The sequence below is a fragment of the Providencia sp. wls1922 genome, from assembly GCF_009706505.1.
Taxonomy (GTDB): Bacteria; Pseudomonadota; Gammaproteobacteria; order Enterobacterales; family Enterobacteriaceae; genus Providencia; species Providencia lanzhouensis.
The window spans coordinates 1-17675 of record NZ_WLUG01000115.1 but is presented as its reverse complement, the minus strand read 5'-3'; the positions used below and the strand labels follow the sequence as shown (position 1 = coordinate 17675).

The following is a 17675-nucleotide window of genomic DNA, read 5'->3' as shown; positions in this document are numbered from 1 at the left end:
TGAGTGCCGTTTTTTTATGGGTGAAATATGGAAACGATATACGGCGCTAAAGGTGGCGGCGGGGGCGGTCATACGCCCGTAGAAGCCAAAGATAATTTGCTTTCAGAATCGACTGCAAAAATTCTGTTAGCCATTTCTGAGGGGGAAATTGCGGGGGGCTTGGATGATACGCGTATTTTTTTAGATGAGACGCCAATTGGTAATGCGGATGGAACGAAAAACTTCGAAGGGGTAACATGGGAGTTTCGCCCCGGCAGCGAGCAACAAGAGTATATCAAAGGGATACCGTCGGTTGATAATGACATCGCCGTGGGGGTAGAGCTGCGAGACGATCAGCCGTATATCCGAATGATTAATAATACGCAGTTATCCGCTATTCGCCTTCGCTTTTCAGTGCCTCAGTTAATGCGTCAACACGATAATGGTGATACAACGGGATATCGCATTGTCTATGCGATTGATTTATCTACAGATGGTGCTGGGTATCAAGAACTCGTTAAGTCTGCATTTGATGGTAAAACGACCAGTGAATATCAGCGCACCCATCGTATCGATTTACCCTCAGCCACGACAGGTTGGCAATTGCGCGTTCGGCGACTCACCAAAAATCAGAATACCGCTCGTATTGCCGATAAAGTCTCGATTGCTGCGGTCACCGAGGTGATTGACGCCAAGTTACGTTACCCCAATACGGCGCTTCTCTTTGTGACATTTAATGCCCGTCAATTTAACAACCGTATCCCTAAAATTAGTGTTCGCCCGAAAGGGGGATTGTTAGTTAAAGTGCCGACAAATTATGATCCTGTGAATCGAACGTACGCGGGTGTTTGGGATGGAACGTTTAAGCTGGCGGCAACCAATAACCCCGCCTGGGTGTTTTATGATTTAGTCCTGAACAATCGTTATGGCAGTGGTGACAGAATCAAAGCCCATCAGATTGAAAAGTGGGATTTGTACAAAATCGCACAGTATTGTGATGAATGGGTGCCTGATGGACGAGGAGGAGAGGGAAAAGAGCCTCGTTTTTTATGTGATGTGTATATTCAATCACAAGAGGCAGCGTATTCCGTATTACGGGATATTGCGGCTATTTTTCGAGGAATGACCTTCTGGGCGGACAATAAAGTCAATGCGGTTGCCGATATGCCAGCCAGTATTTTTCGTACATTTACCAATGCCAATATCGTTGGGGGAAAACCGTCTTACTCGGGGGGCAGTATCCAAAATCGCTACACCCAAGCCTTGGTTTCATTTACGGATACTGATAACCATAGCAAAGATGATATCGAGGCGGTCGCAGATTTAAAACTTCAGCATCGTTATGGCGTGCGTAGAGTAGAACTCTCTGCAATTGGGTGTACCCGTCGAAGTGAAGCGAATCGACGTGGTCGCTGGGCATTACTGACTAACGCAAATGACCGCATGATCACATTTGCCACGGGGTTAGAAGGGGCAATTCCCTCACCGGGTCATATTATCGCGGTAGCTGATTCAAATTTAGCTGGGCGTGATAACGGTGGGCGTATCTCTTCCGCGAAAGGAAGGAGTATTACTCTTGATAGAGAGACATCAATTAAAGCGGGTGATCGCCTGATCATCAACTTACCAGACGGAAAATCAGAAGGGAGAACCGTTACTTCAGTAAATAAAAAAGTGGTTACAGTTTCTGTTGAATATTCCCAAATACCACAGAAAGAGACCGTGTGGGTGGTGGATTCTGATGACTTAGCGGTCCAGCTATATCGAGTGATTAATATCAGCGATAACGGCGATAACACTTACACCATTAGCGGTGCTATCCATAATCCTGACCATTATGACCATATCGATTCAGGTGCTCGCATTGACGAACGTCCCGTAACGGTTATTCCGCCTCGCGTTCAGCCTGCACCGAAAAACGTCAAAATCTCATCTTATTCTAGAGTGGAGCAGGGCATTGCTTTTTCTACGCTGAGTGTCAGTTGGGAAGCGCCAGAAAGTGCGATTGCGTATGAAGCGCAGTGGCGCCGCGATAACGGTAACTGGATCAACGTGCCTCGAACGTCCTCGCTAGGGTTTGAGGTTGATGGAATTTATTCTGGTCGATATCAAGTGCGAGTCCGAGCGGTTAATGCGTCTGAAATCTCCAGTATTTGGGCGAATGCCCCTGAAACTAGCCTGACAGGAAAAGTGGGTAATCCACCGAAGCCTGTCAATTTTAAAGCCTCGCCAAGGGTGTTTGGCATTAAGTTGGATTGGGGGTTTGATGAAAATACCAGTGACACATTGAAAACGGAAATTCAGTACAGTAAGACCCCTAATGGTGAAGATTTGATGCTGTTATCTGATGTCCCTTATCCGTCAAGAAACTATGAGATGGCAGGTTTAGCCGCTGGCGTCGTATTTTACTTCAGAGCAAGACTTGTTGATAAATCGGGTAATGAATCCGAGTGGACTCAATGGGTACGAGGAGAGTCAGAGTTTGATGTGAATACCATCTTGCCGGATTTGAACGAGCATTTCATGTCGACAGAAGCTGGGAAACAGCTCTCTCAAGAACTTAATTGGTTAAATGAGTCAATATTAGTCAATAGTGCGGCAATTAAAGAAGTGAAGAAAGAGGTTACGGTAAACCATGAACAGTCGCAATCTCAACATAAAACGTTAGAGCGAGCGTTTGCTGACGAACGAAAATCATGGGCAGAAAAATACGCTCAAGTGACAGCATCAATAAATGGGGTAAACGCAGGAGTTGTTAGGCTTGATAAAGCGGTGACGAATTTAGACAGGTCTTTCAGTGAGTCACAGAAGCAAGTTCAGGTGAAACTGGATAATCAAGGTGCGTTGATTAACTCCAAGATGCAGGCGGAATTTAAACAAAATGCCGGGTACGCGATGCACAGTACAAACATCACAATCATGGTGGATGGGAAAAAATATAATGCAGCCAGCATGGTTATTAGTGCTGAAGTGAAAGCGGGAAAAATTGAATCGTTCATTGGGTTTAATGCAAATAATTTTGCTTTTTTAAACCCAACACGAGGAAAGATGGAACCCTTGATGTTCATGAAAAATGGGCAGATATACATGCGTGAGTCATTCATCGCGGATGCATCGATTAGTAACGCTAAGATAGGAAATGTTATTCAGTCGAATAACTTCGTTTCGGGTAAATCAGGATGGCAAATTAATAAAAATGGTACTCCTGAATTTAATGACGGGGTATTTAGAGGAAAGATTTATGCTAGAGATGGTGAATTTAGAGGAACTGTTTATGTAGATAAACTTGTTGGTGATAATGCAACTGCGACAATTTATAAGGAAGTATCTAAGGGCGAGATTCATGGTAAGCGTTATGACCAAATTATAGAAACATCGGTAATTTATAAGGGCGGAATGCCTTATGATGTTGACTTATTGATGCCAATGATGCAATTCACCTCGGAGGGATCTGTGCCGGGAGCTATTCACTCTACCCGCGTAGAAATTTTCATCAATGGCATTAAATACTCGCCTCAAACTACGGTAATAGCGACAGAAAAAGATCGAAGACTGATTTGTTCTTTGTATGCCACACTTAAAGCGGCGGTTAAAGATGTGAAGGTGACAATTAGATATATCACGTACCATAAAAATGGTTGCAAGACTACAATTCATCCCGCGATGATTATCGCTTGTAAACATAATTCTTCTTCATTTATTTCCATATAGCTTATTAATGAGCAGTGACATTCCTATTTGAACCACAGGATTTGGAGGAAGGCTATTTGTATCTTTGCGTGCATATGCAGTCGTTGTATCGAGTACTACAAATATAAAGCGAACTGAAATATTCAACGAAGAGGCGGGCGTGCATTAAAGCAATAAATAGATCAATCTCAGTTAATATTGAGTGATTCTATTTAACTCATTGAAGCCGTGAAGTTTATAAAACGGTCACTGTATTGGTATGAAGGATGGGGGGAGAGCAAATAGAATTGCTGTGAGTAATCTAAATAGCCGCAGAGATTAAACTGCGGCTATTACCAGTTAAAAAATTTTATTTTTTGCTAGCAAGGTAATCTTTTAAAGTTCCTTCAGGTTTTTTCTTGCAAAACTCAAGGATTAAAGGAGCTTCCGCAACGCTCTGTTCAGATAATGCCACCCAGTCTCCACTTTTAAACTGAGTATCTTGTGATGTTACCCATAAGGCAACTGGAGCCCAGCTTTTAGGGTTTAAGTCCACATACTCTTTACATGTCATATTTTCGGGAGTTGAGGTCATTTTGTCTGCGGCTAATGCATTAAAGGACAGAGCACTTGATGCAATCATACAAGCAGAAATTAGAAACTTATTCATAAATATTCCTCTTCATCTTTTAGTGGTAATGCCTATTGAAATAAGTCTATTACCTATAAATAATAAGAAACATTAGCAAAGTCAATATTATTAGAAGATTAATTTAAATTTATCAAGTCAAAATTATCTTTCGTTGATTATCTATAAATGAGATAAGAATGTGGATAGTTAGTAATCCATAAATTGGAGAGCCCGATAGATTGTGTCTAATTATAGGAATGGAGTATCGAAGCATGAATTCTGATGGCTTAGTAACAACATTGATTGGAAATAAGATTAAAGGTCTGAGACGTGACGCTGGATATACAGCTGTTGAATTTGCTCAACTGATAGGGTGTAAAAGCGCACAGCAGTTATATCGTTATGAACGAGGAATAAATAAAATAGATATAGATACTTTGGTTTCAGCTCTTAAGATTTTACGTGTTGATATTAAAGAATTTTTTAATGAGGTGATGTGGGAAGTTCAGTAGCGTTAACTATTAAGTGAATTAGTTAGGCATTCCTCATTATTAAGAGTAGTTTTGGAGTGCCTACTATTAGGTAGGCATACTTTTTATCACTGTCAGTTTGTTTGCTGATAGATGTAAATGTTTTTTAATAAGTTTGATAGCAAACGCTTTGTTTTGTTTTGATGAATCACAGTAAACGGATAGCTCAACGAATTTGTCCATAAATTCATCTATAGAAATCAATCCAGCAATGTTTGTTCTATAGAATACATAAATTATTGATTGCTCAGTATGTGATGGTTCCCGATGCTCATTGATACAATTTAAAGCTAATAGAAATAATTGAGTGATATTCATGAAGTCTCCAATATTTTGAAGTGAAATTTTAAGTGAAATGACTTTTATAGAATATCAAATTTAGTCAGTGATTTTTTAGGATTACATCGTGAAATTAACGACCACAACTAATATTACAATTTTTTATGTTAAGAATTTGAATATATAAGTACCAGTTTGCTTTATTCAGTACTTAAATGAATAGGCTTGAGAGTGTAAGCAAAATGTTCTTTTAGAAGGAGTAGCTAGAAATGGAACAGTTTTGTCATATATGAAATCAAGTGTATAAGATAATGTATAAGAATTGTGTTTAAATAATGACCTTATTTAAGGTAACTTGGTGTTTTTAAATCATTAAATTTATTTCATCGATATTGCATTGTTGAATGTAATTCAATACAAGCCTTTCTCATTAGATTTATCTCTTAGTACAATAGAGAATAAAAAAGCCCACCGAAGTGAGCTTTTCTATTTTTCTAGTGCGCGTGCATTTCACGTGCATTTCGAAGTCCATTCTGGGTAATGTTACTGTCTGCTCAACTTTACTAACTTGCTGTTTTTAAAGTTGTTGTCACATCACTGACAGTTAAAATTTGGTGGAGCTGGCGGGAGTTGAACCCGCGTCCGAAATTTCTACATCCTCGGTACTACATGCTTAGTCTAGTCTTTAATTTCATTTGCCAGCTGCGGACAGACACGCCACCAACAAACTATCCTGATTAAGTTTAACGCTTCAACCCCAGGCAAGGTATCCACGCGATCTCTTTTGGGTTTGACTTCTCTTGATCCCCGTCCTAAGAGCGGAGGCTAGGGAGAGAAGGCTCTAAGCAGGTTATTAAGCTGCTAGTGCGTAGTTTTCGTCGTTTGCGACTATTTTTTTGCGGCTTTTTACGAGGCCAACCGCCCCTCGGCATGCACCTTGGGTTTCGCAAATCCCGTCGAATCCAGAATCAGCCCCAAGTTGTGAGTGCAGTATAACAGAAAATAACTCTATAAAGCTAGGACTTAGCGATTAGAATGTTTCATTATACGTGCTTTATCTAATTGCCACTCTCTATCTTTGATATCAGAACGCTTGTCGTGGGCTTTTTTACCTTTGGCGACGCCAATTTTTACTTTGCACCACGCGTTTTTCCAATATAAGGAAAGAGCGATGACAGTATAGCCTTCGCGGTTAACTTTACCGTAAAGGGTATCTAATTCACGTTGATTAAGAAGTAGTTTTCTACTGCGGGTTGGGTCGCAGACAACATGGGATGATGCGACTGTCAGTGGTGTAAAGTTGGCACCAAACAGATAGGCTTCACCATCGCGCAGTAAAACGTAGCTATCGCCAATGTTGGCTTTGCCCGCACGTAATGATTTAACTTCCCAACCCTGTAGGGATAAACCCGCCTCGAACTCCTCTTCGATAGAATATTCGTGGCGAGCACGTTTGTTCATAGCAATTGTTGCTGAACCGGGTTTATATGGTTTTTTCTTTGTCATAGTTCATTCATTATACGTTAAGATGCGTTGAATGAAATCGTTCAACACTGATATTTTTGCGATTGTGCATTTCTTGCCCTGCACGGGTTTTGTTTTTTGAGTAACCCATCAATGGTGCTATTATATGCGCAGTTTTTGGGGATAGGAATTGATATGCCACAGATTAGTCGCTCTGCGTTAGTCCCTTTTAGCGCAGAACAAATGTATAAACTTGTGAATGATGTGATTTCATATCCAAGTTTTTTACCAGGATGCGTTGGAAGCCGAATCATTAGCCAAAATTCAGAAGAAATGACGGCATCAGTTGAGGTTTCAAAGGCGGGAATTAGCAAAACCTTCATTACTAAAAATGCGCTGGAAGATAATAAACGTATCCAAATGCAGTTAGTTGAAGGTCCTTTTAGAACTCTATCTGGGGGATGGCAGTTTATTCCTTTGAGTGCTGACGCCTGTAAAATTGAGTTTCATCTTGATTTTGAATTTACGAATAAGCTGATTGAGTTGGCATTCGGTAAAATATTCAAAGAGCTGGCCAACAATATGGTTCAAGCATTTACATCTCGTGCTAAGGTCGTTTACCGTGTCTGACATCAATATTGAAGTGACTTACGCATTACCTGAAAAGCAATTTTTGCTTCCTGTAAAAGTTGCAGAAGGAACCACGATTGAAGATGCAATTATTGCATCGGGTATTTTAACGTTGCGTTCAGATATCGATTTAAAGAAAAATAAAGTGGGCATTTATAGTCGGCCTGCGAAATTGGGTGATGTCGTTCAAGAAGGGGATAGAATCGAAATTTATCGCCCATTGATTGCCGACCCGAAAGAGTTACGCCGCAAGCGAGCTGAAAAATCGAAAGAGAATAATAAATAAGATATTGCGTAGTGAACGCATCTATATGATATGAAGCCGAGTGAAAGCTCGGTTTTTTTGTTTCAAATATATAGGTTTTTTCTTTGCGGGTGCGATGGATGCGTCGATTGATAGGCTAGAACGTAGAGGAGTATTGGCGAGAAGCTATAAAGGGATAAATAAAAGCACTAAAGTAACTACCTGTTTGTTATCCCATCATATAATTGGGCAGGTAGTTACTTATATACTCAAGTTATACACGCTCAAGCATTACGCTATATAGGGTGTTATTCCGCTGCTTTTGGTTCTGATGCTTTAACTTCACCAGCTTCCATGGCTTGTTGTGCTTCAAGGTTTTTTTCGTTTTTGATATCTGTCAGGATACCGTTGCGATCAAACGTCAGCGTCAATGTTTCTTGCTTCACTGGGTCATGCCCCAGCTCTTGGCGGAAAACATAAAACCAAGTCTGAGAACCAAACGGGTCAGTCATCATTGGCGTGCCTAAAGCATAAGCAACCTGTTGCTGTGTCATTCCTTTTTTAATCTTCGCAACATCTTTCGCCGTTAGGTAGTTACCTTGGTTAATATCCGGATGATAGACAAGACGTTCCATCATTGAACAGCCCGTGGACATTAATGCGAATGATAGTGCTGCAGCAGTTAACAATTTATAACGCATGGATATCTCATTCCTTTTGGAGTCAGAACATCAATGATAATCGACATTGATACAATTTAAAACCTTCCAGATCGACTCTAAGACAACAGGAGATAAAAAAAGTTGTCGAAATTTAAGCTGCGAGCAACTCTTTTGCATTAGCCAATGTATTTTTTGTTACCTCTGAACCAGCGAGTAACCGTGCAAGTTCTTGTAATCTAGATTTTTTATCCAGTAATTGCATATGAGTCTCGGTTTCCACACCGTTCGTTTCTTTACTAACATAAAAATGGTGATGACCGCAGCCTGCAACTTGAGGCAAGTGAGTTACACACATAACTTGGGTGGACTCACCAAGTTCACGGAGTAATTTCCCGACGATAGCGGCGGTTGGACCACTGATCCCCACGTCCACTTCATCAAAAATTAAAGCTGGAGTATCCATTTTTTTCGCGGTGATCACTTGAATGGCTAAAGCGATGCGAGATAACTCACCACCTGATGCGACTTTCGCTAATGCTTGATGTGGCTGTCCTGGGTTAGTGGTGACATTGAATTCGACTTTGCAGGCACCATCAATTTGTAAATGTTCAGGAACAAATTTTACATCAATCGTGAAGAGGCCATGAGGCATTGAAAGTTGGTGCATACTGCTGGTAATTAGCTGGCTGAGCTCTTGTGCATAATGCAGACGTACATGATGTAAACGTTCTGCACATTCTAACGCTTTTTGGTGGTCAGCAATGACCTGCGCATTTAAAGCTTCACAATCTTCATTTTGGTTAGCTATCTGATTTTGTTCTTCAACTAATTGTTGAAAAAGTTCAGGTAGGGCTTCAGGTGTGACGTGATGCTTACGTGCCAAACTAATTTGTTTGGAAATTCGCTGCTCTAATTCGAATAAACGATTTGGGTCTAATTCATATTGATCGCAGTAATGTTTAATTTCGTCACTGACTTCACTAACTTGGATGGCCGCTTCTTCCAGCATATCCAATAACCCTGAAAATTTAGGATTCAGAGCAACTAAATCAGAAAGCTCATTTTTTGCCATATTGAGAAGGCTGATAACGTTCGCATCGTCACTTTCTGTCAGAATTTGTGTTGTTGTTTGCCCAATAGTTAAAAATTGCCCGTGATTAGCAAGTTGTTTATATTCTTGATCAATTTCCTCAAACTCCCCTTGAACGGGTAGGAACTCATTTAACTCTTTTAAATGATAATCCAGCAATTGCTGGCGAGATTCACGCTCTTGCATTTGTTTTTGAAAAACAGCTAATTGCTGACAGGACTCATGCCACTTTTGCCACGTTTGCTTCATTTGAGCGAGTAATTCTTGCTGATTAGCATAGGCATCAAGTAGGGATTGTTGATGATCATTATCCAATAATAGCTGGTGAGCATGTTGACCATGAATTTGGATCAGTAATGCGCCAAGTTCACGTAATTGTGATAGGGGAACGGAGACACCGTTAATAAAGCCTCGAGAGCGCCCATCGGTTGCGATGGTGCGGCGCAGTAAGCATTCATTTTGATTATCAAGTTGATGCTCAATGAGCCAATTTGCTGCCATTTGAGCATCAGACAGTGAAAAGCGAGCACATAAGTCGGCACGTTGAGCACCAGGGCGAACCATGTTGGCTTCACCTCGGTTACCTAAACATAAACCAAGAGCATCGATAGCAATGGATTTACCCGCACCGGTTTCACCTGTAATTGTCGTCATACCGCTACGAAAATCGATTTCTAACTCACGAACGATAGCAAAATTATTGATGGTTAGTTGGGTTAGCATCTGCGCTCTCCTGTTTAAATACACACCTGTGTTTTCGTACAGTTTAACCTGTTTTTTTATACAGTAAAGAGGCAGTGCAAAAAATTTAAAAAGTTTTTTTAGACCAACCGAGTTTTGAACTTAATGTATTGAAATAATTGTAATCTTTTGGGTGAACTAAATTCAGACTCTTCGAGCTGCGCTTTATAATCACCTCTTCGCCATCCTGTATAGGTAGCATAATTTGACTGTCACAACTGACTTCATAATCAATATTGGTTCGTAAAAATTTTAAGCGGATACTGCTGTCGCTGCTGATAACTAATGGGCGAGACGATAGGGTGTGTGGGAACATCGGCACGAGTACAATAGCGTCTAGATTTGGTGTAAGGATAGGTCCCCCAGCGGATAAAGAGTAGGCTGTTGAGCCTGTCGGGGTCGCAATAATTAAGCCGTCTGAGCGTTGTGAAAACGCAAATTTTTCATCAATGTAAACTTCAAACTCAATCATATGAGCGACTTTACCTGGGTGCAGAACCACTTCGTTGATGGCGCTACTTTTACGGGCTTTTTGATTTGCCTTGATTACTTGAGCTTCTAATAAAAAGCGCTGTTCTTCATGATATTCCCCATCAAGAACACAGGACAGTTGTTGAAGGGCATTGTCGGGGTCTAGGTCGGTTAAAAAACCCAAGTTACCGCGGTTTACGCCAATAACTTTATTGTTATAGCGGGATAAAATTCGCGCGGCCCCAAGCATGTTGCCATCGCCGCCAACCACAACGACTAAATCGGCTTGTTGACCGATTTCTGTTAAAGTTCCTGTATTGGCATCTTTTAATTTCAAATCCTTAGCCACTTGTTTATCAATTATTGCGTGGTAATTTTTTGAAATCAGCCAATGATAGATAAGTTCATGGGTCGCCAGTGCTTCAGGGTGCCTTGGGTGTCCGACAATACCGATAGTTTTAAATTGTGAAGATGGTGTCATCTTAGCCTTTTGCATACTTTTTTAACTCCTCGTTGTATGACTTCCCTTGAATCCCTGTATTAGATCCCCATAATACTCCCATAGATAGAATTATTGCTAAATACGCGGAGATATTCATGAGTAGTAAAGAACAAAACATGCATGATGAGCAAGCTTCTGAGCAAAATGAAACACAAAAAGTTCAAGCAGAGCAAGAAGTTGATACTCAACAAGCTGATTTACAAGCCGAAGAACAAGCGTTAGCAGCGCGTATTGCTGAGCTTGAACAGCAACTTGAAGCTTCCCGTAAAACTGAACGCGAAGCGATGTTACGTGCTCACGCTGAAATCGAAAACATTCGTCGTCGTACAGAACAAGATATTGAAAAAGCCCACAAGTTTGCGCTTGAGAAGTTTTCCAATGAATTGTTGCCTGTTATTGATAACTTAGAGCGTGCAATTGAGGCAGCTGATCGTGACAACGAAGAGTCCAAAGCGATGCTAGAAGGCCTAGATCTTACGTTGAAAACGTTCTTAGATGCCGTTTCTAAGTTTGGTATTGAGCCTGTTGATGCGGCAAATGTGCCATTCAACCCGGAAGTTCACCAAGCAATGACCATGATTGAATCCCCAGATCATAGTGCAGGTCAAGTGATTAACGTGATGCAAAAGGGTTATACCTTGAATAACCGTCTGTTGCGCCCTGCAATGGTCATTGTTTCTAAATAAGTTTAGAGCATAAATAATTTTAGGGTATATAACGAGAATGGGATGCTGAGCATCCCATTTTTCTATTGCGAACTTCTACGAACTTTATCACCAATGCATTTTATCGCTATAGAATGCATCTATTCAGGAATAACCGGATACCAATCAATAGGTGCGCGGTCTTGCTGTTCAAGCAATTGATTAGCTTTCGAGAAATGACCACATCCTAAGAAGCCTCGATGCGCAGAAAGTGGTGATGGGTGAGGTGCTTTAAGCACATGGTGGCGTTTAGTATCGATAATGCGACCTTTCTTCTGTGCATGAGAGCCCCATAAAAGAAAAATCACGCCCTCAGTATGGTCATTAATCGCCTGAATCACTTTATCTGTAAACGTTTCCCAGCCTAGATGTGCATGTGAGTGCGCATTGCCTTGTTCTACAGTTAATACTGTATTGAGGAGTAAAACCCCTTGTTGCGCCCAGCTAAGCAAGTACCCATGTCCCGGGCGGACGAACCCAGGAATATCTTTTTCAAGCTCTTTATACATATTGACGAGTGAAGGCGGTGCTTTAATTCCCGGACGTACAGAAAAGGATAATCCGTGTGCTTGTCCTGGTCCATGATAAGGGTCTTGCCCCAAGATCACGACTTTGATGTCCGCTAATTCGGTATAGCGAAACGCATTGAAAACATCTTCTTGTGGTGGGTAGATTACTTTTCCACTTTCTCTTTCTTTTGCGACAAACGCGAGAGTCTCTTTGAAATAGGTTTGTGATTTTTCCGCACCAATTACGTCGTGCCAAGTCATCGTATTTGACATGAATGATCCCATAGTGATGTATTTTATAGTTCGTAGCTTACTGGTTCATGACGCATAGATAAAGTGTTGTTCCGCGCTAACTCCCTAAAAGCAATTCAAATTAATTTGAAAATTTACAAAAAATAATTAAAAAGTCTAAATATGAATATTGATTTAAATCATAAAGATGCACCGCTCTGGTTAATTACCATACAAAACATTTGATAAATATCAAAGAATCCGGGGGTTCTAGCTGGTATATATTAGATAAACAGGTTGGTTAGACCAATTATCCAATCAACAGCGATTAAAAACAGTTAGCAAAGATTGATCAAAATCTGATTCGAACGTGGAGGTCGAGATGATTACTGGTATTCAAATTACTAAAAGTGACAATGCAGCACTGCTGAACTCTTTCTGGTTAATCGATAGCGAGACAAATGAAGCTCGTTGCGTGTGTGCGAAAGCAGATTATAGCGAAGGTCAGGTTGTTCCTAAAGATGAATTGGGAGCTTTTGAGAGCCGCGAAGTTCCTTTGGAAATGAAACCAACTGTTCGCGTAGAAGGTGGCCAGCACTTAAATGTTAACGTATTAAGCCGTGAAACATTAGAAGATGCAGTTAAAAACCCAGAGAAATATCCGCAATTAACTATCCGTGTTTCTGGTTATGCAGTGCGTTTTAATTCATTAACACCTGAACAACAGCGTGACGTTATTACTCGTACTTTCACTGAAAGCCTGTAATAAACATTAAGGGGTCAATAGATCTCTTATCTTAATAAATTCTAAAAGCCATTGTTCTCAATGGCTTTTTTATTTGCCCCTAACAAAGTTGATTATTTCCCCCCTTGGTTATTTATATTTCAATATTCTTCCAGCATACAGCATTTGTTAGGGAGAATTTATGCCATTCAGTACAGCAATACAGCAGACAGTAAGTAAGGACGAACTTTCTTTTGTTGAAGAAGGTTTAAATTTATATCAACAAAATACATTTTCGGATTCATTATGTAGCCCTCGTGATAAATGGTCTAAAAATGTTACGAGAGAGGAGTTTCTAGGAAGAGATGCGCAGAATAAAGATTATCTTTTAGCGTTACTATCACAAGGTGCTTATCATAGTAATTGGCGTGATATTCAAGGAGTAGAAAAACTCAGCACGTCAAAAATTAATGAATTAGGCATAGATGCAGAACTTTTAAATAATGAATTTACAGGTTTTCAATCGAATATTTGTTGTTTTAATGGTCTGTATATTATTTGCTTTGCGGGAACGAATGATATTGTCGATTTTTATGCCAATATTCGGCAAGGGCTAGGATATTACGAACCTCAATTCTTTCAGGCGGTAGGGTTAACTAATATTCTATATCGAGCCGTGAAAGGTAATATTATCTGTACAGGGCACTCTCTAGGGGGCGGTCTTGCATCAATAGCCGCATTGGCGAGTCAATCACCTTGTATTTCATTTAGTCCTTCAGGGCTTGCACAAAATACAGTACATAAAATTGGAATGGATTATAACATTGCTAAGCAACAAGCAGATGAAGGTTTGATACGCTTTTATACTGTTCAATATGATTGGCTTGATGCACTTCAAAACACGTTACCAATCCCTTCTGCGTTGGGAAACCGTATCAAAATGGCTTACAGCGAACATAATTCTTGGAAAGACTGGTTACCACACCGTTTGTTGACCAGGAGCTTTATTGCACATTCAATGGTTAAGATTATTAGGATGATGTGCAAACATAAACCATGGAATAATTGGAATGCGATTACAGGTGAATTTGATAAAACAGCGGATTCTATGTTGAATGAATTTCCTAACGTAGAGCAAAACCAAAGTTTTAATTGGCAAGAAAGTTGTAAAAATTCAATTAAGAAAGAAAATATTAGTGAATTTAAAGTGCTACTTTCAATGAAAAATAAGCACTGTGATATTGATAAACTGGCAATGCAATCTGTTCGTGCAGGTAATAGCCAATTTATAAAAGTATTATTGGAATCTCCATACGGGCAGGGAATTAAAAAAATGCAGTTAGCTCAGCAAAAAACAGTTTTACATTTAGCGGCTCAAAGCGGGAGAGTGGCTCAATCAGAAATTTTGCTGAGTAATGGTTTAATGGTCAACGTGAGAGATAATTTGGGAAATACCCCGTTGCATGACGCTTTAAATAGCCACTCTTTAGATGTTGCTGAATTATTATTATCAAATGGCGCAGATTGGCGAATGGAAAATAATCAAGGTTATAACTGCCGAGATATTTTAGATAATCATATGATAAAAGCAGAAGCGTTAACCAATGAAAGTCGGGTTATGAGAGAGAAGGTCTATAAGTTAATGAACTTAAGTTAATAAATGAAAAACGGGCCGAAGCCCGCTTTTGTCAGTATCACTCGATTGAGTTTTACTTGGTTTTATTGCTATCTGCAGTTGCAGATGGCGTAGTTGTAGATGATATAGCTGGAGTGCGACGTTTACCGATATTTTTCTTATCGCGATGGCGTACTTTTTCTTTTTTCTTGCTTTGCTCTTCTTTTTTCTTCTCTTTACGCTTAGCCAGCACTTTCTTAGAGGGTTTTGGCTTATTCAGCATTGCTTCAGAAGGCGCTTTGGTTGTTGGGCGTAATGAATCTACCACTCGCATCTTAATTGGGTCTTCGATGTAGCGAGTGATTTTACCCAGTAGAGGGAAATCGTGTGCTTCAACTAAAGACAGAGCAGTTCCTTTGCGTCCAGCACGACCGGTACGACCGATACGGTGCAAATAGACATCCGCGGTGCGCGGTAAGTCAAAGTTAAAAACATGGCTGACGTTTTCAATGTCTAATCCACGAGAAGCCACGTCTGTTGCAACGAGGACTTTAACTTGTCCAGTCACTAAGCGGCGAACAGCTTCGTTACGCTTCGCTTGCACCATTTCACCTTCGATATAGCAAGGTTCAATCCCTGCCTCACGCAGCCATTGGACAACTTCACGCACGCGTTCACGCTTACGCACAAAGACTATCGATTTGGTGACGTCTTCTTGCTTGATAAGGTGACACAGCAGCGCAGTTTTATGCTCTAACGTGTCAGCGCGATAGTAAAATTGTTGGATTTTCTTGCGTTCACGGCGTGAAGGATCTGCTTCAATTTCGATAGGATCTTCGAGTAGACGCTCAGCAAAATCACGAATTGCTTCACCTTCAAGAGTGGCAGAGAACAACATGGTTTGCTTGCGCCAGCGGGTTTCGCCTGCGATAGTTTCTATATCGTGCGCAAAGCCCATATCCAGCATACGGTCAGCTTCATCGAGGATCAAAATTTCTACGGCGCGGCAATCGAAGTTTTCTTCTTTAATGTATTGCAGCAAACGTCCGGTGGTTGCGACGACGATATCTTGGTTTTCGCTGAAAACCTCAGCGTGGTTCATATACGCAACGCCGCCTGTAATGGTGGCAACGTCTAAATGATTATGTGCACACAACTCTTTAGCTTGATCAGCGACTTGCATAGCGAGTTCGCGAGTTGGTGTTAAAATCAGAACACGAGGCGGACCTGATTTTTTTCTTGGGAAATCAAGTAAATGTTGAATGGCTGGCAATAAGAACGCCGCAGTTTTACCTGTTCCGGTTGGGGCTGAACCTAAAACGTCGCGTCCATCCATTGCAGGAGGGATAGCCGCTTCTTGGATGGCCGTCGGGCGCTCGTAACCTTTATTGGTCAGCGCGGTGATCAGGCTCTCATCAAGCTCAAGTTCAGAAAAAGTGGATGCAGTCATGATATACCTCTATTTGGGGCGCTGATTATAAACAGGTTAGCAAAATTGTTCACCACAAAAATCAGCTTTGTGCGGAGTTTACCTGTTTTTGTCGGCGGGGGGTATACAAGGAAGTGGCTTACTGATAATGCTCCCTCTTACCAAACTCTGTCGTATGGTTGGTAAGAGGGATAAAGTGGAATTAGCTGAGCATGTTAATTAACCAAGTGTGGTAAGGAATTCCCACGAGGTCGATAAGTACAGCACCGCTTAATGGCACAATCATAAACGCTTTCATAGAAACTTGTTTGTAGCGCTCACAGACTGATGACATGTTTGCCATTGCGTTCGGTGTCGCCCCTAAACCATGTCCCATCATGCCTGAACACATTACTGCAGCATCGTAGTTTTTGCCTAACAGCCTGAAGACGACGAAAACAACGAACAGGATGATGGCAATAGTTTGCGCCAGTAAGATGATGAATAATGGCAGGGCGATGACTTTCAATTCCCAAATCTTAAGCGACATCATCGCCATGGTTAAGAATAAGCCCAGTGAAACATCTGAAATTAGGTTGATGGATTTTTGGTTAATACGAACAATTTCAACTTGGTCGTTAATGTTACGCACAATAATCGCGATAATCATTGCACCGACATAGCTTGGTAAAGAGAATCCCGTGGCTTTAGTAAATTGCGCAGAAGCAAATTGACCGACAACCATTACACCTAAAATAAGCGCTAACATTTTTAAGAATGCATGGGCATCGATAGAATCGATTTTGCCAGCCAATTTCTCTTCAACTTTCACGCTTTCAATGTGTTCTTCGGTTTGAATAGTGACTTTGTGTTTTTTAATTAAATAGCTCGCGATAGGGCCACCTAATAAGCTTCCTGAAATCAGACCAAACGTTGCTGCTGCAATAGCCGCAACAGTTGCAGACTGTACGCCAAGACCTTCAGCCATACCACCAAAGGCAGCCGCACCACCGTGTCCACCTGTTAAGGAAACACCGCCAGCCATGATCCCGATAACCGGGTCGATACCTAATAAATGCGCCAGACCAGCACCAAAGGTGTCTTGGAAAATAACCAATGTCCAGCAAATTAATAGGTAAGTAATGAGTAAGCGTCCACCGCTTTTTAATACGCGGAAGCTGCCATCAATACCAACAGTTGTAAAGAATGCCACCATTAAGAATGACTGTAAGCTGGTATCGAAAGTAATTTCAGCTAAATCGAAAGACTTTAATCCCCAAATAAGCAAGCTGACTAAAAAACCACCAATGACCGGTGAAGGAATACAGAAACGTTGCAGCCATTCAATGCGTTTTTTGAGGTGAACACCCATCAGTAGGCAAACTACAGTCAGGAAGAGGGTGGTGAGTGTGTCGATTTGGAATGTCATATTTTTCCCTTTATTTATACCTTGTCTTTTTTATACTTTGTCTTTCGTGCTACAGCGTTGTTGGCCGCGTTCGGCTACCCTAGTCACATACTTATGTATGCTCCTCGGGATATCCTCTCTAGCCGCCTAGCTGTAACTCGAAATCCAAGGGTATAAATGTCTT

General features: G+C 40.9%; 16 protein-coding genes and 1 other RNA gene. 7 read left to right on the top strand and 10 right to left on the bottom strand.

Annotation, left to right across the window (positions count from 1 at the left end; all coding sequences use genetic code 11):
• Window positions 1-27: 27 nt before the first annotated feature.
• The gene (gene gpJ / locus GKR71_RS17745) at window positions 28-3690 is read left to right on the top strand and encodes a TipJ family phage tail tip protein (protein WP_154634646.1); all 3663 of its coding nucleotides are present in this window, start codon (window positions 28-30) and stop codon (window positions 3688-3690) included.
• Window positions 3691-4018: 328 nt separating this feature from the next.
• Here gpJ and GKR71_RS17740 read toward each other — a convergent pair whose 3' ends face one another.
• Window positions 4019-4318 carry an HdeA/HdeB family chaperone gene (locus GKR71_RS17740; protein WP_006658701.1) on the bottom strand — a complete coding sequence of 100 codons (300 nt, stop codon included), beginning with the start codon at window positions 4316-4318 and terminating at the stop codon, window positions 4019-4021.
• A gap of 233 nt (window positions 4319-4551) precedes the next feature.
• On the opposite strand from GKR71_RS17740, the gene GKR71_RS17735 reads away from it, so the two are divergent.
• Window positions 4552-4791: a helix-turn-helix domain-containing protein gene (locus GKR71_RS17735; RefSeq protein WP_036952407.1), complete on the top strand. Its 240-nt coding sequence runs from the start codon at window positions 4552-4554 to the stop codon at window positions 4789-4791.
• Between the two features lie 66 nt (window positions 4792-4857).
• On the opposite strand, the gene GKR71_RS17730 is transcribed toward GKR71_RS17735, so the two are convergent.
• The 3 genes from GKR71_RS17730 to smpB all read right to left on the bottom strand — a co-directional run bounded on the left by GKR71_RS17730 (window position 4858) and on the right by smpB (window position 6594).
• A complete protein-coding gene (locus GKR71_RS17730; RefSeq protein WP_036952405.1) occupies window positions 4858-5127 on the bottom strand; it encodes a hypothetical protein in 270 nt (89 codons plus the stop codon).
• A gap of 573 nt (window positions 5128-5700) precedes the next feature.
• Window positions 5701-6064: a transfer-messenger RNA gene (gene ssrA / locus GKR71_RS17725) on the bottom strand.
• Window positions 6065-6111: 47 nt separating this feature from the next.
• Window positions 6112-6594, bottom strand: a complete 483-nt coding sequence (gene smpB / locus GKR71_RS17720; protein ID WP_006814817.1) for an SsrA-binding protein SmpB — start codon at window positions 6592-6594, stop codon at window positions 6112-6114.
• Between the two features lie 153 nt (window positions 6595-6747).
• On the opposite strand from smpB, the gene GKR71_RS17715 reads away from it, so the two are divergent.
• Both GKR71_RS17715 and GKR71_RS17710 read left to right on the top strand, forming a co-directional pair.
• The gene (locus GKR71_RS17715) at window positions 6748-7182 is read left to right on the top strand and encodes a type II toxin-antitoxin system RatA family toxin (protein WP_036949406.1); all 435 of its coding nucleotides are present in this window, start codon (window positions 6748-6750) and stop codon (window positions 7180-7182) included.
• Complete coding sequence (locus tag GKR71_RS17710) at window positions 7175-7468, top strand: RnfH family protein (RefSeq protein ID WP_108478517.1); 294 nt, start codon at window positions 7175-7177, stop codon at window positions 7466-7468. Before GKR71_RS17715 ends, GKR71_RS17710 begins: the two co-directional genes overlap by 8 nt.
• Before the next feature lie 266 nt (window positions 7469-7734).
• Here GKR71_RS17710 and bamE read toward each other — a convergent pair whose 3' ends face one another.
• The 3 genes from bamE to nadK all read right to left on the bottom strand — a co-directional run bounded on the left by bamE (window position 7735) and on the right by nadK (window position 10871).
• Window positions 7735-8127 carry an outer membrane protein assembly factor BamE gene (gene bamE, locus GKR71_RS17705; protein ID WP_036949409.1) on the bottom strand — a complete coding sequence of 131 codons (393 nt, stop codon included), beginning with the start codon at window positions 8125-8127 and terminating at the stop codon, window positions 7735-7737.
• A gap of 112 nt (window positions 8128-8239) precedes the next feature.
• Window positions 8240-9901, bottom strand: coding sequence for a DNA repair protein RecN (gene recN, locus GKR71_RS17700; RefSeq protein WP_154609899.1), 1662 nt, complete (start codon window positions 9899-9901; stop codon window positions 8240-8242).
• A gap of 85 nt (window positions 9902-9986) precedes the next feature.
• Window positions 9987-10871, bottom strand: coding sequence for an NAD(+) kinase (gene nadK, locus GKR71_RS17695; protein WP_181478775.1), 885 nt, complete (start codon window positions 10869-10871; stop codon window positions 9987-9989).
• Window positions 10872-10987: 116 nt separating this feature from the next.
• On the opposite strand from nadK, the gene grpE reads away from it, so the two are divergent.
• Window positions 10988-11578, top strand: a complete 591-nt coding sequence (grpE, locus tag GKR71_RS17690; protein ID WP_036949413.1) for a nucleotide exchange factor GrpE — start codon at window positions 10988-10990, stop codon at window positions 11576-11578.
• Window positions 11579-11697: 119 nt separating this feature from the next.
• On the opposite strand, the gene ung is transcribed toward grpE, so the two are convergent.
• Window positions 11698-12378, bottom strand: coding sequence for a uracil-DNA glycosylase (gene ung / locus GKR71_RS17685; RefSeq protein ID WP_036949415.1), 681 nt, complete (start codon window positions 12376-12378; stop codon window positions 11698-11700).
• A 340-nt stretch (window positions 12379-12718) separates the two neighbouring features.
• Between ung and grcA the strand changes: the two genes are divergently transcribed.
• Together grcA and GKR71_RS17675 are read left to right on the top strand one after the other, a co-directional pair.
• Complete coding sequence (gene grcA / locus GKR71_RS17680; RefSeq protein ID WP_108478520.1) at window positions 12719-13102, top strand: autonomous glycyl radical cofactor GrcA; 384 nt, start codon at window positions 12719-12721, stop codon at window positions 13100-13102.
• Window positions 13103-13262: 160 nt separating this feature from the next.
• Window positions 13263-14717 carry an ankyrin repeat domain-containing protein gene (locus GKR71_RS17675; protein ID WP_154634645.1) on the top strand — a complete coding sequence of 485 codons (1455 nt, stop codon included), beginning with the start codon at window positions 13263-13265 and terminating at the stop codon, window positions 14715-14717.
• A 52-nt stretch (window positions 14718-14769) separates the two neighbouring features.
• Here GKR71_RS17675 and srmB read toward each other — a convergent pair whose 3' ends face one another.
• Together srmB and gltS are read right to left on the bottom strand one after the other, a co-directional pair.
• Entirely contained in the window at window positions 14770-16125 is a 1356-nt protein-coding gene (srmB, locus tag GKR71_RS17670) for an ATP-dependent RNA helicase SrmB (RefSeq protein WP_154609897.1), read from the bottom strand.
• 181 nt (window positions 16126-16306) lie between these two features.
• A complete protein-coding gene (gene gltS / locus GKR71_RS17665) occupies window positions 16307-17512 on the bottom strand; it encodes a sodium/glutamate symporter (RefSeq protein WP_036949418.1) in 1206 nt (401 codons plus the stop codon).
• Window positions 17513-17675 lie beyond the last annotated feature (163 nt).